Origin of the sequence: Olivibacter sp. 47 (genome assembly GCF_030372825.1) — a bacterium.
GTDB lineage: Bacteria > Bacteroidota > Bacteroidia > Sphingobacteriales > Sphingobacteriaceae > Olivibacter > Olivibacter oleidegradans.
Map to the genome: position 1 here is coordinate 668,681 of NZ_JAUCNR010000001.1, position 22,048 is coordinate 690,728.

Annotated in this window: 23 protein-coding genes; 9 read left to right on the forward strand and 14 right to left on the reverse strand. The window is 38.6% G+C overall.

Annotated features, from left to right (window positions below; translation table 11 throughout):
- Window positions 1–277: 277 nt before the first annotated feature.
- The 4 genes from QT327_RS02915 (at window position 278) to QT327_RS02930 (ending at window position 2,913) form a co-directional block, all read left to right on the forward strand.
- On the forward strand, window positions 278–679 hold the full coding sequence (locus QT327_RS02915; protein WP_130858421.1) for a VOC family protein: 402 nt from the start codon (window positions 278–280) through the stop codon (window positions 677–679).
- Window positions 680–773: 94 nt separating this feature from the next.
- Window positions 774–1,196 carry a VOC family protein gene (locus QT327_RS02920; RefSeq protein WP_013667730.1) on the forward strand — a complete coding sequence of 141 codons (423 nt, stop codon included), beginning with the start codon at window positions 774–776 and terminating at the stop codon, window positions 1,194–1,196.
- Between the two features lie 131 nt (window positions 1,197–1,327).
- Window positions 1,328–2,170 (forward strand): response regulator transcription factor, encoded by an 843-nt coding sequence (locus QT327_RS02925; RefSeq protein WP_289551982.1) that lies wholly within the window; start codon window positions 1,328–1,330, stop codon window positions 2,168–2,170.
- A 17-nt stretch (window positions 2,171–2,187) separates the two neighbouring features.
- The gene (locus QT327_RS02930) at window positions 2,188–2,913 is read left to right on the forward strand and encodes a sensor histidine kinase (protein ID WP_289551983.1); all 726 of its coding nucleotides are present in this window, start codon (window positions 2,188–2,190) and stop codon (window positions 2,911–2,913) included.
- Between the two features lie 20 nt (window positions 2,914–2,933).
- On the opposite strand, the gene QT327_RS02935 is transcribed toward QT327_RS02930, so the two are convergent.
- Window positions 2,934–5,090, reverse strand: coding sequence for a GH92 family glycosyl hydrolase (locus QT327_RS02935; RefSeq protein ID WP_130858423.1), 2,157 nt, complete (start codon window positions 5,088–5,090; stop codon window positions 2,934–2,936).
- Between the two features lie 472 nt (window positions 5,091–5,562).
- Here QT327_RS02935 and QT327_RS02940 point away from each other — a divergent pair, with 472 nt between their 5' ends.
- On the forward strand, window positions 5,563–5,967 hold the full coding sequence (locus tag QT327_RS02940) for a helix-turn-helix transcriptional regulator (RefSeq protein ID WP_013667733.1): 405 nt from the start codon (window positions 5,563–5,565) through the stop codon (window positions 5,965–5,967).
- Between the two features lie 86 nt (window positions 5,968–6,053).
- On the opposite strand, the gene QT327_RS02945 is transcribed toward QT327_RS02940, so the two are convergent.
- The 10 genes from QT327_RS02945 to QT327_RS02985 all read right to left on the reverse strand — a co-directional run bounded on the left by QT327_RS02945 (window position 6,054) and on the right by QT327_RS02985 (window position 14,161).
- Complete coding sequence (locus QT327_RS02945) at window positions 6,054–7,703, reverse strand: PepSY-associated TM helix domain-containing protein (RefSeq protein ID WP_130858424.1); 1,650 nt, start codon at window positions 7,701–7,703, stop codon at window positions 6,054–6,056.
- A 6-nt stretch (window positions 7,704–7,709) separates the two neighbouring features.
- Window positions 7,710–7,988, reverse strand: a complete 279-nt coding sequence (locus QT327_RS02950; RefSeq protein ID WP_130858425.1) for a hypothetical protein — start codon at window positions 7,986–7,988, stop codon at window positions 7,710–7,712.
- A gap of 539 nt (window positions 7,989–8,527) precedes the next feature.
- Complete coding sequence (locus QT327_RS02955) at window positions 8,528–9,127, reverse strand: hypothetical protein (protein WP_013667737.1); 600 nt, start codon at window positions 9,125–9,127, stop codon at window positions 8,528–8,530.
- Between the two features lie 227 nt (window positions 9,128–9,354).
- Window positions 9,355–10,590 (reverse strand): RNA polymerase sigma factor, encoded by a 1,236-nt coding sequence (locus tag QT327_RS02960; RefSeq protein WP_289551984.1) that lies wholly within the window; start codon window positions 10,588–10,590, stop codon window positions 9,355–9,357.
- Window positions 10,591–10,625: 35 nt separating this feature from the next.
- Complete coding sequence (locus tag QT327_RS02965; protein WP_013667739.1) at window positions 10,626–10,979, reverse strand: YciI family protein; 354 nt, start codon at window positions 10,977–10,979, stop codon at window positions 10,626–10,628.
- A gap of 475 nt (window positions 10,980–11,454) precedes the next feature.
- Window positions 11,455–11,526, reverse strand: a complete 72-nt coding sequence (locus tag QT327_RS28120) for a hypothetical protein (RefSeq protein WP_354004805.1) — start codon at window positions 11,524–11,526, stop codon at window positions 11,455–11,457.
- Complete coding sequence (locus QT327_RS02970) at window positions 11,520–11,918, reverse strand: 3-oxoacyl-ACP synthase (RefSeq protein ID WP_289551985.1); 399 nt, start codon at window positions 11,916–11,918, stop codon at window positions 11,520–11,522. Before QT327_RS02970 ends, QT327_RS28120 begins: the two co-directional genes overlap by 7 nt.
- A gap of 256 nt (window positions 11,919–12,174) precedes the next feature.
- A complete protein-coding gene (locus QT327_RS02975; RefSeq protein WP_013667743.1) occupies window positions 12,175–12,558 on the reverse strand; it encodes a helix-turn-helix transcriptional regulator in 384 nt (127 codons plus the stop codon).
- Window positions 12,559–12,835: 277 nt separating this feature from the next.
- A complete protein-coding gene (locus QT327_RS02980; protein WP_013667744.1) occupies window positions 12,836–13,693 on the reverse strand; it encodes a helix-turn-helix domain-containing protein in 858 nt (285 codons plus the stop codon).
- 60 nt (window positions 13,694–13,753) lie between these two features.
- Window positions 13,754–14,161, reverse strand: coding sequence for a DUF983 domain-containing protein (locus QT327_RS02985; RefSeq protein WP_013667745.1), 408 nt, complete (start codon window positions 14,159–14,161; stop codon window positions 13,754–13,756).
- Window positions 14,162–14,763: 602 nt separating this feature from the next.
- Between QT327_RS02985 and QT327_RS02990 the strand changes: the two genes are divergently transcribed.
- Window positions 14,764–15,531, forward strand: a complete 768-nt coding sequence (locus tag QT327_RS02990; protein WP_130858427.1) for a methyltransferase domain-containing protein — start codon at window positions 14,764–14,766, stop codon at window positions 15,529–15,531.
- A 58-nt stretch (window positions 15,532–15,589) separates the two neighbouring features.
- Here QT327_RS02990 and QT327_RS02995 read toward each other — a convergent pair whose 3' ends face one another.
- The 3 genes from QT327_RS02995 to tpx all read right to left on the reverse strand — a co-directional run bounded on the left by QT327_RS02995 (window position 15,590) and on the right by tpx (window position 17,574).
- On the reverse strand, window positions 15,590–16,018 hold the full coding sequence (locus tag QT327_RS02995; RefSeq protein ID WP_013667747.1) for a CBS domain-containing protein: 429 nt from the start codon (window positions 16,016–16,018) through the stop codon (window positions 15,590–15,592).
- Between the two features lie 175 nt (window positions 16,019–16,193).
- Entirely contained in the window at window positions 16,194–16,973 is a 780-nt protein-coding gene (xth, locus tag QT327_RS03000; protein WP_130858428.1) for an exodeoxyribonuclease III, read from the reverse strand.
- A gap of 103 nt (window positions 16,974–17,076) precedes the next feature.
- Complete coding sequence (gene tpx, locus QT327_RS03005) at window positions 17,077–17,574, reverse strand: thiol peroxidase (protein ID WP_130858429.1); 498 nt, start codon at window positions 17,572–17,574, stop codon at window positions 17,077–17,079.
- A gap of 403 nt (window positions 17,575–17,977) precedes the next feature.
- On the opposite strand from tpx, the gene QT327_RS03010 reads away from it, so the two are divergent.
- The 3 genes from QT327_RS03010 (at window position 17,978) to QT327_RS03020 (ending at window position 21,982) form a co-directional block, all read left to right on the forward strand.
- Window positions 17,978–18,550, forward strand: a complete 573-nt coding sequence (locus tag QT327_RS03010; protein WP_165447091.1) for a Crp/Fnr family transcriptional regulator — start codon at window positions 17,978–17,980, stop codon at window positions 18,548–18,550.
- 86 nt (window positions 18,551–18,636) lie between these two features.
- Window positions 18,637–21,000 carry a TonB-dependent receptor gene (locus QT327_RS03015; protein WP_289551987.1) on the forward strand — a complete coding sequence of 788 codons (2,364 nt, stop codon included), beginning with the start codon at window positions 18,637–18,639 and terminating at the stop codon, window positions 20,998–21,000.
- A 280-nt stretch (window positions 21,001–21,280) separates the two neighbouring features.
- Window positions 21,281–21,982: a hypothetical protein gene (locus QT327_RS03020; protein WP_130858432.1), complete on the forward strand. Its 702-nt coding sequence runs from the start codon at window positions 21,281–21,283 to the stop codon at window positions 21,980–21,982.
- The last annotated feature ends 66 nt before the right edge of the window (window positions 21,983–22,048 follow it).

Below are 22,048 nucleotides of genomic sequence, written 5' to 3' on the forward strand. Positions count from 1 at the left end.
TTTTGTGCATTAAACAAAATATTGTTTAGATTATCCGCCAAGCGCGACTAAGACCCAAATGTATAGCGTTGTTGCAGACCTTATTGAGTCGGGAAAAATGGGGAGATTTAGTTCATATGCAAAACAAAACAGTTCATTTATCCTTTATAAAAGGAATGTCTTAAATACACCCTAAAAATGGCATAAAGAGCCTCTTCTATTCTCATAAATAGGTAATACCTTTGTTATACGATAATAAGACAAAAAAAATAGCTAACAAAAAATAAAACACTGAATTATGAAAAACAATGTTATATGCTGGTTTGAAATATATGTCCGGGACCTAGAAAGGGCAAAGACGTTTTACCGGACAGTTTTAAATAGAACGTTCTTTGATGCTGAATGCGCACCAGGCGAAGCGCCTCAAGAAATGAAGATGACTTTCTTTTCTTCGCCTGATGAGGAGACCGATAAGGTAAGCGGCGCACTGATAGAAATGCCCGGCACAAAAGAAGGCGACGGTGCTTGCGTCAATACCATCGTTTATTTTCCCTGCCAAGATTGCAGTATAGAAGAGAGCCGTGTAGAAGCGGCCGGAGGAAAAGTTCATAAATCGAAATTTTCTATTGGCGAATACGGCTATTGTTCTCTGTGCATGGATACAGAGGGCAACCTCTTTGGCTTGTATTCAATGGAGTAATGAAAGAGAATTTAACCCTTTAGTAATGTGTAACACATAAAACATTAATAGTTTTATAGCTAACAGCTAATAACCTCTAATTAAAATAAATAATATGAAACTCAATCCTTATTTGAACTTCGATGGCCAGGCAGAAGAAGCATTCAAGTTCTATCAATCAGTTTTTGGCGGTGAATTATTTATCCAAAAAATGAGTGCGGCTCCAGGAGGTGAAAATCTTCCTGACCATGAAAAAAACTATGCGATGCATGTCTCTATTCCCATTGGTGAGGGACAATTTTTAATGGCTTCCGATTGTCTAAAATCAGCAGGTCATCAATTAAACGTAGGAAACAACAACTATATCTGTATCACACCTGATAGTCGCGAAGAGGCGGATAGATTATTTAACGGATTGTCGGCTGGAGGAAAAGTCGAAATGCCTATGGCAGACATGTTTTGGGGCGATTACTTTGGTTCATTTGAAGACAGGTACGGTGTTCGTTGGATGATCAATTATAACGAAAAGGCGAAATAACAAATCTTAAGTATTGAAGGAGTGGGAGACGAATCATCTGCCCACTTCCTAACGATTATTCGCCGCTTCCTGAAAAACTCGCGAACCTTCAAATGCCAGAATTGTTATGGTAAAAACAAAGATATTTTACCATGGCTAAAAAATGGTTCCTTGCTGCCAACAAAAAGCAAACGGACGGCAATAGAATGGAAGCACCGCAAAGGATCAATGCGAGTGACGGAATCAACACCTCAGCTTCCCTCGAGACACTCCCTCACGTTTTATTCGCAGATGATGATGCCAATATGCGGGAATATGTTAGTTGTTTACTTAAGACACAATATCGAGTAACCGTAGTTCAGAATGGCATTATGGCTCTTGAGCTAGCAAAAACAACACGACCCGACCTAATATTAAGCGATATTATAATGCCTGGGATGGACGGAATACAGCTATTGCAGGCGTTACGTCAAGATCCGAGAACACATGATATCCCACTCATTCTACTTTCCATAAGAGCGAGCGAAGCGTCAAAAATTGATAGTTTCGACGCCGGTGCTGACGATTATTTAGTAAAACCTTTCACTCCGCCCGAATTATTGGCACGAATTAAAGCGCATATCACGCTTAAGAGAACGAGAAACCAAGCCTATCAGGCTATTAAGAGCAGTGAAGAGCTTCTACAGTCTGTTTTTAACGGCGTGCCAAGCTCGATTGCTGTATATAAAACATGCTATGCTGCAGATAATTCCATCGATGATTTTGAAATGTTCTTATTGAACGATTTAATGTGCCAATCACTTAATCGACCAAAGCACGATATTATTGGAAAACGTTATCGCGAATTATTTCCTACTGCTTCGAAGCTCGATGTATTGGACCTGTTTAAAGAAGTTGTTTATACGGGGCAATCAACTAGTTTTGAACGATGGTACGAAACAAATGGAAAAATCGCTGCTTGCGATTTAAAGCGAATAAGCTTCATGATTTGTTGATCGTAATAGCGGACGATATGACAGCAGAAAAGCAGTTACAGATAAAGAATGAGCAAATGAAGGCAAAACAGTTAGAGATGGAAGCGCGACAACAAAGAGAAATTTTTCGCGTAACACTTCGGACCCAAGAAGAAGAAAGAAGGCGGATTTCGGAGAATCTACATAATGGACTCGGACAGATGCTATTTAGCATTAAGCTGAATTTAGATACGATTGATTTAAGCGATTCCCTTTTTTCGACTGAGGAGAACCGAAAAAAATTAAAAAATGCGGAATTACTTCTTGCCAATTGTATTCGAGAAAGCCGACGAATTTCTCATGAGCTTATGCCCAGCATTTTAGAAGATTTCGGATTGGAGGCTGCTATTGAAAATATCTGTAGTCAACTTACCGGCCCCTGCAATTTCGTTGCAGAAATCGAACCCATAGTCCCACCGGCTGACCAAGAGATTCAGCTAGCCGTTTATCGTATTGTTCAAGAACTCGCCTTGAACATCGTTAAGCATTCGCAAGCTACCGAAGCCTCTATTAAAATCTATGATTCAAATGAAGGTTTTATCAATGCAACTGTTTCGGACAATGGTATCGGTTTTGATATTCAAAAAGAAGACAACAATGCTACCGGCTTACTCACCATAAAGCACAGAGTAAAAATGTTAAGGGGAAATATACATTGCAGTTCCCAAATTGGTATAGGTACTGACAATAAAATTTCGCTTCCGAAAACTATCGATACGTATTAGCAAATACAAAGCTTCCCTCATTATTTAGTTTCAACTCTTATTTCACCCCCCTTAAGAAACAAATCGTGCGATACAAAATAACCTTTATTTGGTTTATCATTGACTATAATGTTTTTCAGCGCCCGTCCTTCACCGGCTTTTATTATAGTCAATTCTTTTCCGGCGGCTCGATGCCATTTCACTTTATCGAAAAGTGGCACGGTCACAAGGTAAGTCGGATCCGTTGCAGAATATGTGTATAGACCCAATGCACTCAGTACATACCATGAGGACATTTCACCTGCATCATCCATTCCACAAAGGGCTAGCCCCTCATCACCAATACCATAGAGATTATTTAAGATATAATCGATAATGCGTTGCGATTTTTCGGGCTTCTCTATAAAATAATAAGCGAAAGGTGCTTCATGGTCAGGCTGGTTTCCATGGCAATACTGTCCGATCATTGTTTCAACGTTTCTTGCTATATAAGTTGGATTCCATGGGATGGTAAATAACGAATCTAGTTTTGACTCGAACGCTTTCTTTCCACCGTATAATTCAATCAGTCCTTCCATATCATGCGGTGCAAAAAAAGACACTTGCCAAGCATTGGCTTCTCTATACATGTATTCATAATAAGGGTATTGCGGATTGAAAGGGGTTATCCAGTCTCCATTGTCTAATCTGCCCCGCATAAGCTTTGTCGTTGGATCAAATACGTTTCTGTAGTTCTTTGAACGGGCTATCAAACGCTTATAATTGACTTCATCGCCCAGTTTTTTTGCCATTTGCGCAAGCGAATAATCATCATAAGCGTACTCGAGTGTTTTTGAAACACCCGCTTTCCCTTTTGTTTCAACATGCGGGTTTGCGATGTCAGGATCCGATATATAACCTTTCTGTATATACTCATCTACATAAGGGCGGGCACCATTTGACGCATTTGCATTCCGTAATAATAGTTTGTAAGTTCCTTGAACATCAAAATCATTGATGCCACGTAAATAAGCGCCAACTATAGAAGAAGCTCCATGATCACCATGAAAGAAAGTTGGAATAAACCCTGTTTTATCTCCCACGTCTTTCATTGATTTAATGACATCCAATGCGACCTGCGGAGCAAGTAACCCGAGGAGTACGTCCTTATTCCGGTAAGTGTCCCAAAGGGAAGGTTCAGTATAATAGTTGAAATCTGCTTTATCCACGTTTCCTTTTGCGTCGGTAAATTCTCCATTCACGTCGCTACGTAAAGCAGGCCATAACAAAGACCGGTATAGGGATGAGTAAAACATTTCTTTTTGTTTTTTTGTTCCCCCTGTTACTTCTATAGAAGATAATATTTCGTTCCATTGACGGCTAGCCTCCTCTTGAATTTCAACAAAGCTTTTATTACCTATTTCCTGTAAAAGGTTTTGTTTAGCGTTTTCCATGCTAACAAATGACAAACCTATTTTAAGTTCAACAGGTGCTTTACTTTCATTTGTTAAATGAACAAGAGCGAAGCCCTTTGACTTTTCTGTTTGATTCTTCTGGAGCTTTTTTATATCCGTATTCAAAACGGCATAAAAATATATGCGCTCACCTGTTTGTTGATATCCTTGTAGCGTTCTACTATCTATTTGATCAATTTGCCACGCCGACACTCGGTTATTTGCCTTGGCAAGATCGAAGAGTATCTGTCGGTTCATGGTATTTTTATAATCATATGAATGGTACCCACAGCGAAGCGTTGTGGTCAATTTAACATCAACCTGATAATCATCTAAAAATACTTGATAAAATCCAGGTGCGGCTTGCTCGCGTTTATGTGTGAACTTCGAACCGAAAGAATCATCGGGATTAGATATGGGAAGTATGGGAATATTACAAAGATTCCAATGCCCTTTATTTGTATGAGTAAAACCATAAATTACTGTATCTTCATATTCGTAGCCGGCGCCTGAACCATATTCCGTAATCGGACTCAATTGAACCATAGCATTAGGCAAAGAAGCTCCCGGAAATGTAAGACCTGCCCATGACCTCCAACCTGTAGGAAGCTCATAACCAAGAATTTTTGAATCCGTAAGTGGCGCAGTACCGATGAAAGGATTTACATACTGTATATAATTCTGTTTGGTTTGCCCCCTACCGAAAAGAGCGATAAACGATAGAATCATTGTAAAGATTAAGGTTTTTTTTGCTTGGCTATTCATCTTATATTTATGCTTGGCTTTTCAAATATATACATTCAGGTTCTTATACTTACAATGCACCAGAAATGTTACAAAATCGATTTAGCAAACTCAGGAGATTACATTTGAAAAGGACGTTTATGAAGACTTGTCAAAAGAAAAGCCTTCAATCGGGGAGATTGAAGGCTTTATTAACCAATTATAAACCTAAATTATGATATCACAAAACTACGCCATCGTTGGCTTTTTTGCAAAACCTTAACAATCTTTAACATTTCAAGATCATGTTCTCCGATTAATCCAGCTCGTAGGTTCAAATTAGCAGTAGCAACCTATGATCATGCGTAAAATGCCGCGAGGAGGCACAGTTATTTCATATATTATGGTAATATGTGGTAAAAAAACAGGAAATACCCCGTTTATTTCTCTCCTTTTTCCTCTAGTTTTTACACTTTTTTACCCAGTTCTTTGTGTTAACAAAATTATCAACCAAATGAGAAATAATATTGACAAACACTATGGCGAGATCATCGAACGCACTATCAGACGTAATGGTTACAGCATTAGCGAACTGTCGCGATTGATGAAAGTAAATAGACGATCTATTTACAATTGGTTTAATCAAGCTAAGTTTAAATCTGAAATTATTTTTAAGATCGGTTGTGCTTTGAAACACGATTTTTCGAACGAATTTCCCGAGTTATTCTCACCTGCGGATTTCCAGCAGGCATTTAGCAAAAGCAGATCTTTCAGTGACGATTTTTTAGCGAGTGAATTGGAAAAAATAAATTATTGGAAGGATAAATATATATCCTTGTTAGAGGAATATAACGAAATTTTGGCTATAAAAGGCAAGGATGCGCCTACAAGTGCCTACATGAGTCTAAAGCAACTGTAAGGAACAAACCAAGATTCTCACCCTTTATCATTCATGTGCACATCATAATACAGAAAAGGCTATTGCAAAATTACAGTGGCCTTTTATCAATATGTTAAATCTCCGGTATAAGCCTGTTGATCATCAGGGACAGGAACTTGATTGATTCTCTCAACCGGCGCTTTTAAGGCCTGATATTTTTTGATTCTTGCAAAAGCTATAAGCGCCACCAATCCTAATGATATCCAAAGTAGATCAATTAGCAGAATATCCGTTGCATGTCGAGCCCAGGTATTCCATAGCCAATTACCGGAAAAAACGCCGTTAACAACAGGAACCAGCAAAGCTAATATACCGCCTAAAAGTAAAGTCTCTGCATTAGTACGCCTGAGATTTCTCCTAAGAATATAATATAGGCTAATTACCAGCCAACTGCAAAAGTAAATTTGGTAGATTAAGGTTTGATTTACGTTACCAATGAACTTGATTAGGATAAATGAAAAAGCGGTTACAGGGAACATCGTTAGACAGATGGCTAAAAAAACGTTAGACAACCAAAAATTAAATTTTCTCTTATAAGAAGCGACACTGCTTTTGTCGCGCGCAACCAGCCAGATCAAGATACCGGATATAATAACCACACAACCCGCTATTCCCAAAATAAAATTAACAAGTTTTACAAAATACCCCCCATAGTCACCAAAGTGCAATCGATATATAAAGCTTTTAACCGATGCAATGTAGGTTGGCGTATCGTAGGGTGAACGATGGGTCAAGACCTTTCCCGTCTTCAATTCATAAGTAATTTGTCCGGTTCCTGCAAAGCTTTGTTTACGATCTGCCTCTGACTCGATCGACAGTAACATACTTTCATCGCCATAGTTCTTAATAGCTACACGATTGAAGAAAGCACCTGGCCATCTTTTCTGTGTTTGATCCATATATTCTTGAATATTGGGCGTTGACGTTAACGGCTTGCCGATGAAAGTAGCTTCAGCAGCTGTCGCATATTCCAAATCTTGAAATACTTTTTCCATATCGCCTTTATAGAGTAGTTGGCTAAAGGGTGCCAAAAAAACGGTATTAATGATTAAGATAATACCGGTAAGGGCAAAAACGAATTGAAATGGAAAACCGATTACGCCCAAAACTGTGTGTAGATCTGTCCACAGGGTCTTCCATTTAGACCAGGGTCTGAATAGATAAAAATTGGAAACCAACTTGTCCCAGTGTAGCAATAAGCCCGTAATTAACGCAAACAGGAAGAGAAAGGCCACCAGACCTGCAATCAGATAGCCAATGGGGTATCCTATTCGTAGGGGGATCGCCTGATTGAGTTGGGCCAAAAAATGCAAACGATAGAGAAACTCGCCCATATCATACGATTCTTCATAACTTTTTTCCTTACGCTCAGCAAAATCATACCCTATATAAGCCCGCTCTTTTGCTTTAGGATTATGGAGCGTGTCCTTAGAAGGCGCTATATTTATATAGCAATGACTCGTGTTGGGGTAAAGGTAAAAGTTAATATCTCTACCTGCAAGATTGTATTTTGAATCAAGGGAATCCAAGAGTAGTTGATAGGGTAATCCGTGAGATAGTTTTTCATTTACTGATTTGCCGCTTTGCCAAGCGCTGATCTCGTCTTTAAAAAAAGAAAATGAACCGGCGAAAAAAATAACATATAATAGCGATGCTATGATAATGCCGCTTATCGTGTGGGTATGGAAATAAATATTGTAGTTTCGGTTATTCATAACGTGCTATTTTAGTAGGTAGGGTAATAAAAAGACGATGGTTAACGCTAAATAGATGATCCACGGCTTCCACCACGACCTCGAGAGGAAAGCGAAAAGCAATAGTAAGGCCCAAAGCACATAGCCTACTACGGCGCCAGTTACAATAACATTCTTTTTTTCGAGAAAACAAGCGAGCATTAAGAAGAACGAGATCATAACACCGTATCCACCGAAAAAACCCGCACTGATTTTCATCCATCTTTGCCACGGTGAAGAAGTTAAATATTTTTTATTAGCTGGCATGACTAAAAGATAAAGGTTTCAAGAACAATGGAAAAAAAATAAATGGCAAGTAAATGGTGCCATCGAATATAACGTAACGGTGACAACACCACAACAAAACTGGCGCACACCATCAATAGCAGCATTGCACAGAAAATACCAGCCCCTATTCCTAATCGGTTAATCAACAAAACCGATGTCACCAGGATCAAAATTAAGCTAAGCATTCGTGTTAAAATAATTCGTTCTCTGAAGTATATTGCCCGGGCCGGTTTATTCTTACTCGGAACCCGTTGAGAAAGATTATATAAAAGGTAGAAGGCAATAAGAAGTAAAATAAAAACTGTACTGTACATAATCGCCTGATTTTTTACTATTATTAATTAGATTGATTACAAACAATACAAAGGTAAACAAAAAAGTGTCTTTAGCAAGCTTTAAATAAGTATTTTCCTTCCAAGCAAAAAAAGCAACCTGTAACTTGACTAACAGATTGCTTCATATTACTTTAGGGCAACTTTCTTTGCCAACATTATTCAACGACTCCTCCGACAGGGAAATTACTTGTCAGCCGCTATACTTATTTTGTAGGGATTTTGCTGAAGATCGGCTATACGTTGAATTGATTGCGAAAAGTAGCGATCCAACTCTTGTAATTTTGATAACGCTTCTTGATTCGCTATGTCGGCATTCTTCTTCCGCAGCCTCGCTACTTTTCTTTGTTCCAATGTGAGCGCTTCCTTTAATGAACGTTGCATGCGAGCGATCTCTTTTGCTTCATAAGCTTCTCGTTTAGCAAGTTCCTTTTGAAATTTTTTTTCAATTTCTTCAATCGCCTTTTTACTTTCTTCTACTGCGATTCCCTTTCCGATATTTTGCTCATGCACATTGATAAAATAGGCTTTATCACTTTGGAGTTCCATTCGGTTTCCTTTACTGCCTTGAATACGGGCAACCATGAGGTCGTACTGGTTCCAAAGAATATCAATGTTTCGCTGATGAAATTCAATTTGACTTTTTAGATCGTCTATCATTTTGGCTGGTATCACTAATTCCGGCCCACTTCTGAAATTCTCGTGAGCGCCACTTGTCGTTTGATTAGCAAGTGCGTTACCAGCGCTTGCAATTGCTATTAGACTACTTAATACTAACGTTTTCATACTTTCTTTATTTATTGTTAATCTTATTTTCCACATTGGAACGATCGAGATCATCAACCATGTTTTAGCCCCAATGACCATTTATGCCAATAATTCACATTATCGTTCCAAAACAATAAACAACTGATTATCAATTAAATAAATTATAAAATATTAGGTTACACTGTTCGAAAATGAACGATGGATTGTTCGCTATTGAACAATTTGATTGACAAACAGAAAGATTGCTACTTAGTGAGAGGGTCCACTTTGTGTAACAACTGCTCAATATATTTTTTGAGAATGCTTTGGTCAGCATCTGATTGCGTGTAGACTAACGCGGTTCGATAATAAGCTACTGCTTTTTGATTATCCAATCCCGTATACAGATTTCCCAGTAATGAATAGTAAAAAGGATTATCTGCAAGGTTTAATTTTTCTGCCTCCTTAATAGCTTCTTCCTTTCCATTACTTTTAGCCAACGCATAGGTTCGGTTTAAGGCTGCTATGGGTGAATATTCCAAAATGAGTAAATGATTATATAACTGTAAAATATTCTCCCATTTTTCTTTTGTATCTTCTTTATGCGTGTGCCAATAGGCAATACCTGCTTCTAAGTGATATTTGGTTAGTTGACTACCTTGGGAGGCTCGGTTCAGATAATAAATCCCCTTTTCGATCAGCTCTTTGTTCCAGAGTTGCTCATCTTGATCGTCATACAAAATCATCATTCCGTTTTGACGAATACGAGCGTCAAATCTCGATGAGTGGAAACACATAAGTGATAACAAAGCACTTACTGCGGGTTTGTCTGTGTGATGGTTCTCCATCAACAAATAGGTTAAACGCATAGCCTCAGCACAGAGATCCCGACGCAAGACGGTGTGATGAGAGATAGAATAATAACCCTCTGAAAACAACAGGTATAATGCCGTTAAAACGGTATCCAATCGAGCATTAATTTCAGTTATTTTAGGTTGCTCAATCTTAATATTTTCATCTTTTAACTTTTCTTTGGCTCGCTGAATTCTTTTATAGATTACCTCTTTGTTTGTTAAAAAAGCGTTTGCAATTTCTTGTGCACTAAAGCCACATAACAGATTGAGGGCTAAAGAAATTTGCGCCTCGCTTGAAATACAAGGATTGCAGACCGCAAAGATCATTGCCAGCTGGCTATCACTAATGTTTTTTTCTGATAAATCAATTTCCAGTTCTTCAACTTTATCGGTAATGTGCTTTAAATCAGGTGATAATTTCTGCTCAAATAAGTTACTCCGTTTTAGGTGATTTTTTGTTTTATTTTTAGCAACCGTGTATAGCCATGCGGTGGGATTATCAGGAATTCCTTTTATACTCCATGATTCACTGGCAGAAAGAAATGTATCGCTTACGATATCTTCCGCTATTTCTATATGTTCTATACCAAACAGATAACAGAGTACCGAAACCAGCTTACGGTACTCTGTACGAAATAAATGTGGCAAAAGCTCGCTGTTGTGCATTGTCCGGTCAAGCAGCTTTATTCATGATAATCGGCCGGCACAGCTAGCCTTATTTCTACATTTCCCCCCATCTGTAAGATGGGGCAATCTTTTGCGATCTCAGTAGCTTCGTCATAATCATACGCTTTTATAATGATTAAGCCACCAATGGATTCCTTGATTTCGGCATAAGGTCCGTTAATCACGGTTTTGCTACTCGTAACCACCTTTCCTTTGGCATCCCAACGTTGCAATGGTCTAGCGAGTTTATTTTGTGCGGCGATATTCCCCAGCCAATCCTGCCAAGGTTTTATACTAGCCTGCAATTGTTCGGGCGATGGTGCCTCTTCGCCAATAAAGGATCTACGGAATATTAATAAAAACTCATTCATTACTTTCGTTTTTTGATTTACAATAAAAAATTCTTTTTCGACTTCATCGGTTCAAAGATAAAGTTTACGTAACTACTGTTGAAATGGACATCAAAGGAGCTAAGCCATGTCTTCATTATTTCTATTTATCTGCTTTAACGAGAAGACATTTGAACTTTAAAAATTGGACAACAGACGAAGTTTTTTATATTCTCTATATACAGCCGGCTAATTTAGAAAAGATTATTTATTGTTGCATTCATCAATAAACAAGGAGTTCAGCGGTTATCGGGTCGGATAACCGTGTGTTTTTTGAAATGATGGCATGAGTCGTAAAAGTGCCGAAAAATAGACCCATGGGATAAAAAAAATTGTAGGAAAAAAAATGAACCAAGGTTAAGAAGCTGCTGTTAAGCATATCTGAAAAGAAAAGGCCCAACGTTTGGAATTTGCCAGGCACTTTATACTAAGTGTACAAATATCGCATAACCCGGCTTTATACGATAGCTAAGATTTGATAACTCCTCTTATTGAATGTAAGGCACTCCCCAACACGCTTTCCTAACATCGTCTGTCCAAAAGGAGATACAGGAGAGATAACAAAAAAGCTATAGGGTGAAAGTTCAACTGTCCCAAGGGCAATTGCCAAAAAAATAAGCCATCATTGGTTTGCACTAAACTTCCCAATTGAACAATATCACTCGCTAACGCAACAGAAACACCATCAAGTTGATATTTTAACCGGTTTGCTTCTGCCAATTGACGTTCATTTCTATTGATTTCTTGTTGCATCATTTCGCGCGTAGTTTCGTATTTATCTCCCGCGCTACTTTTTGTATCATCCGTTGCTGCATCTTTTGCATAGCAAATCCCTTGCTCTGCATGATCAATACGCTCGTTCACGATCTCATGGCAACGTTTATACAGCTTAGTTTTTAATTCATTCAATTCTTTATTCATAGGAAGCTAATTTCGAAAAAATAATTGCTTCCTGATCCTTCTCTATTACATAATTGTAAATCGGTAGGCTATCCATATCGGCCGTGTTATAGAGAACCATCATACCGTTTTAATAATTTCTAAAGTCAATCTTCCAGCTGAACGCATTGGAATTCCATTAATAAAACACCTATAACCGTACAGGTCATCCCAACAAAACATTAGTTCCGAACTTTGGAAGCACCTACGTTTTCGGATCAACTGATAAAAACCGCTGCTATAATGCGGAAATCGAGATCGTCCTCGTCTGGATATTGTTTGCCGCAAGAATATGGTTATATTCTTCCAATAAACTGATGTACTTGTCCTTCCAATAGTTTATCTTTTCACGCTCCTCATCTAAAAATCGCATATGGAACATCTTGCTATCATTAAAAACTTTCTGAAACTCCTCAGCAGAAAAAAGCTCAGGAAACTCATTCGAAAAATCATGTTTTAAAGCGCAGCCTATTTTGAAAATGATTTCAGGCTTAAATTTAGGCTGATTAAACCAATTGTAAATAGATCTTCTATTTACTTTCATCAATCTCGACAATTCGCTGATACTATAGCCATTGCGACGGATGGTTCTTTCAATAATTTCACCGTAATGCTTTTCCATATTTTTAATTTTAAGCGGTAAAAACAATTTCTATACAAAGAAAGGCGACAAATCCGTGATTAACTAGAGGAAAACCCTTCAAAAAACACAGGAAATACCCTGTATTTTAGAATAAATCATAAAATAAAGGCAACAAACAAACAGAAAAGATAAAAATATATTAACAATAACTTAATTTCGATAAACAAAACGCAATACTGATAAACCCAAAAGAGCTTACTGTAGAAAAGCAATGGCAAACCGGCTGGGTAGCAAAAAAAATAAAGCCGGTTATTCTTCAAAACTGCTTTCTAAACTCCTCAGGCGTTAATCCGACATATTTTTTAAAGAACTTGGTGAAATAGGAAGGATCGTTGAAATTTAATTCGTACGCAATAGCGGAAATCGGGAGTTCCAAATTAACAAGTAAACGTTTTGCTTCCAATACAATACGATTTCTAATTAATTCACCCGCTGATATACCCAACATATCTGAACAAAGTGCATTTAGGTAATTGGGCGTTACATATAAAAGTGCCGCATATTCTTTCGGCAATCGCAAAGTTTGAAAGTTCTGATCTATTAACCGCTGAAAATTCCGAATGACTGTTTGATTAACCAAAGAACTACCATGGCTTTTCCCTATATGGGAGGCACCAATACATAGAAATAGTTCTAATGCTTTCACGCGTAAAGCATCTAGATTCATTGGATTAATAGTTTCCCGAAGACTAATCATTTCTTCAAAAATCTTTTCAATCTTTCCTTGAAGCGATAAGGGAATATCCAAGACCGAATCCTTAGCTATTCCATTAAAAAAAGTAAAATCGTTAAGGTAATCCGACCGCATTAAAAACGACTGGAAAAAGGAGGTGGAAAAATTCAGTACATATCCTTCTATCTCGCCTTCAAAATTCCAGTGATGCACTTGACCCGGCACCATAAAATAAATCTGAAAAGGCTTTACCTGAAACTGTTCAAAATCGATTGTATGAATACCTTGTCCTTGTCTAAAATAACCTACATGAAAGAAAGCGTGTCGATGGGGAACCAACAACTTCTGATGTTCCAGGATGTAGGGAGCAAACGGCTTAACTAAAACATCATTCTGCGTAACCCCCAAACCAATAATATCATAAACAGGGAAAGCCTTCATATGTCTCACAAAGGTATCGCTTATTCGTCAGTCATAATGCATAAATAATACTTCTACAAATTATTTCTTCTGCTGTTGAACAAAATCGGGTATATAACGTAGTCCCGGGGTTAACCAGAACAGCAAGATGACACGCGAATATCGATAATTTAATGGCGAAAGCAAAAGCGCTGCTGCAAGTGCTGCACCTAAATACAGCCAGGGTGACTCCAAATTACCGGTTAGTAAATAGGTACCTACACAGGCGGCGATTAACTCGGCCACGTTCATGGCATAGCTCACAAACATAGCAACATAAAAATAACCGGGCTCGCGCTCAAACTTCAAACCGCAATGTGGACAGTTTTCATTCATTTTTTGAATTTTAAGCCCGTAAGCTTTCCCGGTAAACATGGCGCCTGTACGACAACGTGGACATTTCGCTTCTAGCGCAGCGCTCCACTCACTGATTTCTTTCGAATTTTCCATATTTCTTTTTACAACCTGAGGGACATCTTTATCCTTTATTTGCCAAAACTAAACAACGCACTTTATAACCGGTGGTGTGATTTACGGAGCTAATGGTATAATTTACCGATTCGATGGCATGATTTCTTGAAACCATAGGTGTTACGGCTCAAAATGAGGCAGACCAGAGCATACCAAATAAATAGAAGTAAAAAATATACCATTAGTTATCAAATAAATAATATGATCTATATAAACTGTTTATACATAATACTAGCGAAGATTAGTTGACATTAATAAAATAACACATAAAGCTAGAAGCTGCATAATCACCTATTTAGAGAACACATGGCTTAACGCGCATTAGAGAATCTCCTCTTCCTGGCATTTTTTTGTAAAGACTAGAAGAACATCTATATTAAAAGTTTATAAAACAACATAAAATAACTGATTTTAAACAATTTATAATGTTTTGTAACAAAGAAAAAGCTTTTATTGTACCGACTGTCTTTTTATTAAACTGGCCGGATTGAACCTCCATTCGAACGACGTCTTCTAATTGGTCTCCATTTTATCGTATTTCATTTGGATAAATTTTACCTTTATGAATAAAATCAAAAACTATGGCATGGAATCCGGCTCTCTATAACAGGTTTAAAAAGGAAAGGTATGCACCTTTTTATGATCTTTTAGCACTCATTAATTCAAAGCAGGGAATGACCGTTCTTGATTTAGGATGCGGCACCGGTGAATTAACCAAAATGCTTTCTGAAGAACTCCAAAACGCTGAAAGCGTATTAGGAATAGATTCATCGTCAGAAATGCTGGAAGAATCTAAACACTACCAAAACGAACGTGTTTCTTTTGAGCGAAAGACAATCGAAGAACAACTAAACGAACCAAGTCAATGGGACCTAGTGTTTTCCAACGCGGCAATCCAATGGATTGACGATCACGCCCGTTTAATACCGAAAATGATTTCTATTCTGAAATCCGATGGACAGCTGGCTATTCAAATGCCTTCTCAAAAGGAGAATGTGCTGAATCAAATGTTATTGGATATGGTTCAGGAAGAGCCGTTTTCAAGCGCATTAAAGGGATGGAAAAAGATCTCTCCTATATTGAGTATAGATGAATATGCCCAAATCTTATTCGAAAATGGTTGTAAAGAAATGAATATTATTCAGAAAGTTTATCCTTTAATAGTCCACAACAGCAATGAGCTCCTCGAATTCATCTCAGGATCTGCATTAATACCTTATTTCGAACGTTTTACTGACGATATCAAAACCTTATTTATCCAAGAGTATCAAAGACGTGTACAGCAGAGATTTTCCGCCTCCCCTATCTTATATGCATTTAAAAGAATACTGATTAAAGGTGATTTTTGAGTCATTTAGTGAGTTTTCATTAGTTGGCCTACTTAGCTTTTTTATTCTAATTCTTTTCTTAACTATTAATGTAACTCTCCAAGTGGCTGATAGTTTGCTTCTGATCTTCAATAATATATTTAACAAGATCGCCTATCGATATAATCCCTATCAAGTTACCGTTTTCTACTATCGGCAGGTGCCTGAAGTGCCGATCAGTCATAAGCTGCATGCAATGATCAATGGAATGATTCGGTCCAACGGTATGTGGATTTGATGTCATTACCTCATGAATGGCAGTATTTGCGGAGGCCCTGCCTTTGAGAATAATTTTTCGGGCGTAATCCCTTTCCGTAAAGATACCGAGTAACACACCTTGATCAACGACCAACAATGCGCTAATGTTTTTTTCCATCATAATTCGTAAAGCCCCCAAAACGGAATCATTGGGAGATACCGACACGATGGATTTAGCCTTATTTTCAAGAATATACTTAACTGTTTTCATAACGTAACTTAGTTTTGTAATTGGCAAACAAAAAGTATGGGGCTTGATAAGCAAAGGATCGGCTAAGGCAATATAGCAACATGCATAATTACCATAAAATTAATACTTTTAATGAAAAAAGTCAACTAATTCTACAGCTCCTGTGTCGGCGATTCGTAGCGATTTCCATATTTGCTTACGGTAGATCACGCAATTCTATCCAAACCGGGGCATGATCGCTTGTTTTTTCCCACCCACGCACATAACGATCCACTCCGGCTGCAACCAGTCTTTCAACCAGTTGTGGGCTGAGCAAAAAGTGATCAATACGTAAGCCGGCGTCGCGGCCATATGCATTACGGAAATAATCCCAAAAAGTGTAAATCCGCTCGTTGGGATATAATTGTCGAATTGCATCCGTCCATCCTTGCGTCATTAAATCGGAGAAAGCCATACGCACCTCCGGCCGAAATAATGCATCGTCTACCCAACGTTCCGGTTTGTATACATCGAGTTCGGTGGGGATCACATTATAGTCGCCCGTTAATATCACAGGAATATTCTTATTCAATAACTCCTGTGCGTGATTGGCTAAACGCTGAAGCCACTTGAGCTTATAGTCAAACTTAGGTCCGGGAACCGGATTACCGTTTGGCAAATAGAGACATCCTATATGAATGTTATTGATACTTGCTTCGATATATCGGCTATGTGTATCCTCCGGATCTCCCGGAAGTACACGTCCAAACTCTATTATATCTAGATGTCGAGCGAGGATGGCCACGCCATTCCAGCTTTTCTGGCCATGCCATATAACATTATAACCAGCTTCTCGGATTGCCTGTTCGGGAAATTTTTCCTGAGGGGCTTTTAACTCCTGCAAGCAAACGACATCGGGCTTCGCCTCTTCCAACCAACGAAGCAATACGGGCAATCGGCCATTAACACCATTTACATTGTATGTAGCTATTTTCATCTTTGTATTTTTAAGCCTCTTTTATTTTTAACGTAATAAGCCGGTTAACAAGTAACCGGCTTTCACTTTAAATTCACTTTTATTGGACCCAGTAAATCCTATGTTATTGGATAACTTTCAAAGCGGCCTGATAATTTGGTTCTTGAGCAATTTCGGGCACCTGTTCTTCATAAATGATTTTGCCCTGAGGATCAATTACTACTACGGCGCGACTTAGTAAACCTCTCATTTGGCTGTCTGCAATTTCAACACCGTACTCCTCACCGAAATTTGAACGGAAATCGGACAACATAACAACATTTTTTATCCCCTCGGCCCCGCAAAACTGTGCTTGAGCAAAAGGTAAATCTTTAGATATACATAACACGGTCGTGTTGGGTAGATTAGCTGCGTCTTCGTTAAATTTACGTACAGACGCTGCACAAACACCGGTATTAACGCTGGGAAAAATATTGAGGATTACGTATTTTCCTTTGAAGTCGTCCAGCGTCTTTTCAGATAAGTCAATAGCGGTCAGCCTGAAGTTTTTTGCTTCGCTCCCAACGGAAGGTAATGTACCAACCGTATGTACGGCATTGCCCTTTAATGTAATAGATGTCATTTTTGTTATTTTATTTAATTGTTGATTTATAGTCGATGGTGACTGAGCATAGCTCTCCCCATATAAAGTAAAAATAAAACAAAAGAGCATTAAATATTTCATCATACTATTATTAAATACAAGCAAGTTAGCGGATTTGTTCGAATTCCTCATCGCTTTATTATTAACATGGCTATTATTTTACAAAAGAATGTATGATGAGTCATTCGTACGAAGTGAAATAAATCGATATACTATTGGTTTGAAGGCAATTGCGCCGAATCAAAAATCTTGCTCACAAACACCAATAGCATTCACCCCGGCAGGAAGATGATGATGACAATTGTTATGGGAGACCTTTTTTAAACTTCTTTATGCATTCTATGGCACAATGATTATTTTGCCGGTTGCAAATAAAAAAGCTATGTATGACACCTTAAGAATATTTTTTCATAAACTAATACCTAAATTAGATGATGAAACCTGGAATAGTTTTGTTAGCCTTCAACAAGTCAAACACTACAAGAAGGGCGACATAATCAGTGAAGAAGGAAAAACAAACAACATTGTGTCTTTTATTCAAAAAGGAGCAGTAATGGTTTATAACCATCTGGATAATAAAAAATGTGTTTATAATTTCTTCTTCGAAAATGAGTACACAGGCGACTATGAAAGTTTTCTGACACGTAAACCCGCTCTATATGGTATCGAGGCAGTTGAAGACTGTATTTTGTTTCAATTACACTACAACGGTTTACAGTTAATGTATGAGAAGCATCCGGTGTTTGAACGAGCGGGTCGACTAATTGCCGAAGCTCAATTTTTGAGACTGACAACAAGAAACGCGTCTTTATTAGCTGAAAAGCCTGAAGAACGTTATCTAAACCTTATTAAAGCGAAGCCGCAGGTTATACAACGCATACCTCAATACCACATTGCATCTTACCTAGGCATTACACCGGAAGCCCTGAGTAGGATTCGGAAGCGGATAATGTGAAAACTACGCACTATAAGCAATCGTTTATTGACTTCGATCAACAAAAAGATCCGAAAATGCCATTTTTTTTGTAAAAAAAGGCATATATGAAAATCGTTTTTTTCCTATTCATCACATTTTACCTTGTACAGACCAAGGCTCAACAAGTAACTCAAATTGTTAAAGGCAATGTTAGCGACGAGGCTTCTAAGCAATCATTGCAAGGTGTTACGATTCGACTTGCTTCTAACCTTTCCAAAACCACCCTAAGTGATTCCTCTGGTAATTTCAAATTAACGGACATTCCGCTTGGCAGACAGCGATTCATTATAACCGCTGTTGGCTATGAACCTCTTTCATTAAATAACATTATTGTAACAGCAGGCAAGGAAGTGGACTTAACAATCAGTTTGCGTGAAAGTTTAATGAATTTGGACGTCGTCGAGATCACAGCTAATGAAAATAGCGGGGGACGTAAGGTTAACAACGATATGTTAAGTGTGAGCGCCAGAACTTTTAATATGGATGAGACGAAACGTTACGCAGGTTCGTTAGGCGATCCCGCGCGAATGGCTACTAATTTTGCAGGTGTTGTTTCTACCAATGATACTCGAAATGACATCATCATCCGAGGAAACTCTCCAAATGCTATGCTATGGCAATTGGAGGGGCTTAATATACCAAATCCAAATCATTTTGGTTCTCTTAATAGCATGGGAGGCTCCGTTAGTATGCTGAACAGCAATTTGATTGATCAATCTGATTTTATGACAGGGGCTTTTCCTGCCCAATATGGCAACGCATTATCCGGTGTGTTTGATCTAAAACTTCGCAACGGAAATAGTGAGAAACACGAGTTTGTAACGCAGATGGGGTTCAATGGCTTTGAAGGTGGAGCAGAAGGCCCTATAGGCAACAGTAAGGGGGCGAGCTATTTGATAAATGCCCGCTATTCCACCTTATCGCTTTTTCAGAATTTAGGTATTGAGTTTGGCACCGGCGGAGCCACTCCTGAATATATGGATTTAAACTATAAAATTAACTGTCGTATCGGGAAGCATGGTAATCTTTCCTTATTTGGCATTTGGGGAAGAAGCAGCATGGATATTTTGGCAAGCGAATATGATCCCGAAGGTCAATCCTATGGCAACGAATATAGTAACCGTTATCCCCGTTATCAGACCAGCATAAGCGGATTAAGTTATAAATACCAACTGAACAAAAAAACCGCTATCAACTTTATTCTGGGTTATAGCCGTACGAACGAGCAATTTGATCGAGATTCGGTTAATCAAGAAAACATCAACCAAACGATACCTGACTGGCATTGGCGTTTTAAAATAAACAAATTCTCCGGCGTTCTTCACCTCCATCATAAATTCAATGCAAAGCATAGCTTGGTAGCGGGTATCACAGAGGATTTCACCAATTACACTCTTTTTAACAGGAGGATGCGACATGGAATAAGTGAAATGATACTGAACAATCGGAATGGTGACTTTGGCTTAATGCAAGCCTTTACTCAGTGGAAATTCAGAATGACAGATCATTTTAGTATGGTCTCCGGTTTGCATTATCAGTACTTAAGCCTTTCACAAACGAATAGTTTAGAACCTAGAATCGGTGTTAAATACGAGGGCTTAGGATCCCATGTTTTTGGCTTTGCATACGGCCTACACAGTCAAATGGACAATATTCTCACCTATGCTACAGTTACGACAACGGCGGCCGGCAATCGATATACTAATGAATCGTTGGGATTTATACGCAGTCACCAATTTATTTTATCACATAATTGGAACATACGTTCCAATACCCATCTTAAAACAGAACTGTATTTTCAGCGGCTATTTGATGTTCCGGTCACGAAAGCTCCGAGCTCTTTTTCAACATTAAATCTTGGCGCCGAAACCATTCCTGTTTTGCGCGATAACCTGATAAATGAAGGAGTTGGAAGAAATTATGGCTTAGACATCACGCTGGAACGTCTTTTCAATAAAGGCTTTTATTACTTGCTAACCGGATCCTTTTTCAGTTCTAGGTATCAGGGAAGTGATGGCATATGGCGCAACACTGCATTTAACATGAAAAATGTTTTTAACTTATTGGGGGGTAAGGAATGGAAAGTAGGAAAACAGGAAAACATATTCGGTTTAAGCGTAAAGGTTTCTCGGGTGGGTGGACGTTATTTATCGCCGGTAGACATCGCTTCTTCTGTTATCGACGGCGAAATTCAGTACGAGGAAACAAGGGCATATTCTTTACAGCAGCCTGCTTATTTCCGGGCAGATGTAAAAGTCTCCTATCGCAAAGAATTCACGCGGGCAACTATGGAACTCGCTCTCGACCTGCAAAATGTAACCGATAATAAGAATATTTTTCGCCAGGAGTGGAATGCTCAACAGCTTAATGTTATCAACGTCTACCAGCAAGGCTTTTTTCCCGTTCCTTTTGTGCGATTCACATTTTGATAATGTTATCGATGCTTTACATACTGAGATAAGCATTGATACTTATCTCAGTATGCTCCTTATTCAAACATCAGCCCATGCGTTTATTCTTCATTCGTACTTCACGGCGATTGATAAATAATTTGGGCAAGCCTCAGACAATATTTATATTTAGCTTTTATTTGTCGGTGTGAAAAAACACGAAAGGCTTTCTACATACTATCCATTGACCCATAAAAGCCAAATCAGATGGCTTAGAATCCTCATAATCAGCATACTGTTTGGCTGTAGTGGAAAAGAGATGCCTGAAATATATGTTGATCAGCAGACAGAAGTGTATCTTCGAGATACCAACATCATAAAAAAAAGCTACTTGCAGGCCTTAAGTTTTGCCAAATCTACCGGATTAGCTGTAACAGCGCTCACCGACGAAGAATTCAAAAAGATTGGGGTTCGCCGTAACCAACTACTCATAACAGCCGACACGATAGGTGCCCGTGAAGAATCTTGGGGCTTTAGTTTTCAAGGCCCGGCAAGCAATCCAGGACAATGTATTTTTTCACTTACTTATACGGGCACTTTAAGTATACAAACACCAAATCGTTCGGTTAAATACAATCTGGAAAACCGGAAAATGATTGATCAGGAAGCGGGAATTCCGGAAGCTTTTTTGTTACACTTCAAAGCGCTCCCAATAAAACCTTCAACCGAGGAAGAGGAGAACATACCGACAGACGTACAGCTGACAGGACGGGGTGTACTGCTTCAACAACCTTATGTCGAATGGACTTATCCCGACTCCAGTATGGAAAGAATATGGTCTAACGGGAGGGAATGGGGATTTAGCGAGCTGCCTTCGAGGAAAAATCATGCTGCCCCAGGGGCACTGGTCCTTGCTTTTGAAAAACCCACCGGTTCTCAACGCTTGGTCATGACAACGAAGGAACTGCAGATCGACAAAAAAGTTGACCGAACGCCGTTTCAATTCGATCAACACCGGTAATCCAAAACATCTTTGCTTCAAAACCCCCGGAAACGGGGATTGACAACCTTTGAATCTTACGTATCT

Coding starts and splice junctions, on each gene's coding strand:
- QT327_RS02995 (WP_013667747.1), bottom strand. CDS start 16,018: ATGAAAACAGTTAAGTATATTCTTGAAAATAAGGCTAAATCCATCGTG.
- QT327_RS02920 (WP_013667730.1), top strand. CDS start 774: ATGAAACTCAATCCTTATTTGAACTTCGATGGCCAGGCAGAAGAAGCA.
- QT327_RS02945 (WP_130858424.1), bottom strand. CDS start 7,703: ATGAATAACCGAAACTACAATATTTATTTCCATACCCACACGATAAGC.
- QT327_RS02935 (WP_130858423.1), bottom strand. CDS start 5,090: ATGAATAGCCAAGCAAAAAAAACCTTAATCTTTACAATGATTCTATCG.
- QT327_RS02975 (WP_013667743.1), bottom strand. CDS start 12,558: ATGGAAAAGCATTACGGTGAAATTATTGAAAGAACCATCCGTCGCAAT.
- QT327_RS02970 (WP_289551985.1), bottom strand. CDS start 11,918: ATGAATAAAGAATTGAATGAATTAAAAACTAAGCTGTATAAACGTTGC.
- QT327_RS02955 (WP_013667737.1), bottom strand. CDS start 9,127: ATGAAAACGTTAGTATTAAGTAGTCTAATAGCAATTGCAAGCGCTGGT.
- tpx (WP_130858429.1), bottom strand. CDS start 17,574: ATGACATCTATTACATTAAAGGGCAATGCCGTACATACGGTTGGTACA.
- QT327_RS02985 (WP_013667745.1), bottom strand. CDS start 14,161: ATGGAAAATTCGAAAGAAATCAGTGAGTGGAGCGCTGCGCTAGAAGCG.
- QT327_RS03015 (WP_289551987.1), top strand. CDS start 18,637: ATGAAAATCGTTTTTTTCCTATTCATCACATTTTACCTTGTACAGACC.
- QT327_RS02950 (WP_130858425.1), bottom strand. CDS start 7,988: ATGCCAGCTAATAAAAAATATTTAACTTCTTCACCGTGGCAAAGATGG.
- QT327_RS02965 (WP_013667739.1), bottom strand. CDS start 10,979: ATGAATGAGTTTTTATTAATATTCCGTAGATCCTTTATTGGCGAAGAG.
- QT327_RS03010 (WP_165447091.1), top strand. CDS start 17,978: ATGTATGACACCTTAAGAATATTTTTTCATAAACTAATACCTAAATTA.
- QT327_RS02915 (WP_130858421.1), top strand. CDS start 278: ATGAAAAACAATGTTATATGCTGGTTTGAAATATATGTCCGGGACCTA.
- QT327_RS02925 (WP_289551982.1), top strand. CDS start 1,328: ATGGCTAAAAAATGGTTCCTTGCTGCCAACAAAAAGCAAACGGACGGC.
- QT327_RS02940 (WP_013667733.1), top strand. CDS start 5,563: ATGAGAAATAATATTGACAAACACTATGGCGAGATCATCGAACGCACT.
- xth (WP_130858428.1), bottom strand. CDS start 16,973: ATGAAAATAGCTACATACAATGTAAATGGTGTTAATGGCCGATTGCCC.
- QT327_RS02980 (WP_013667744.1), bottom strand. CDS start 13,693: ATGAAGGCTTTCCCTGTTTATGATATTATTGGTTTGGGGGTTACGCAG.
- QT327_RS02930 (WP_289551983.1), top strand. CDS start 2,188: ATGACAGCAGAAAAGCAGTTACAGATAAAGAATGAGCAAATGAAGGCA.
- QT327_RS03020 (WP_130858432.1), top strand. CDS start 21,281: ATGCCTGAAATATATGTTGATCAGCAGACAGAAGTGTATCTTCGAGAT.
- QT327_RS02990 (WP_130858427.1), top strand. CDS start 14,764: ATGGCATGGAATCCGGCTCTCTATAACAGGTTTAAAAAGGAAAGGTAT.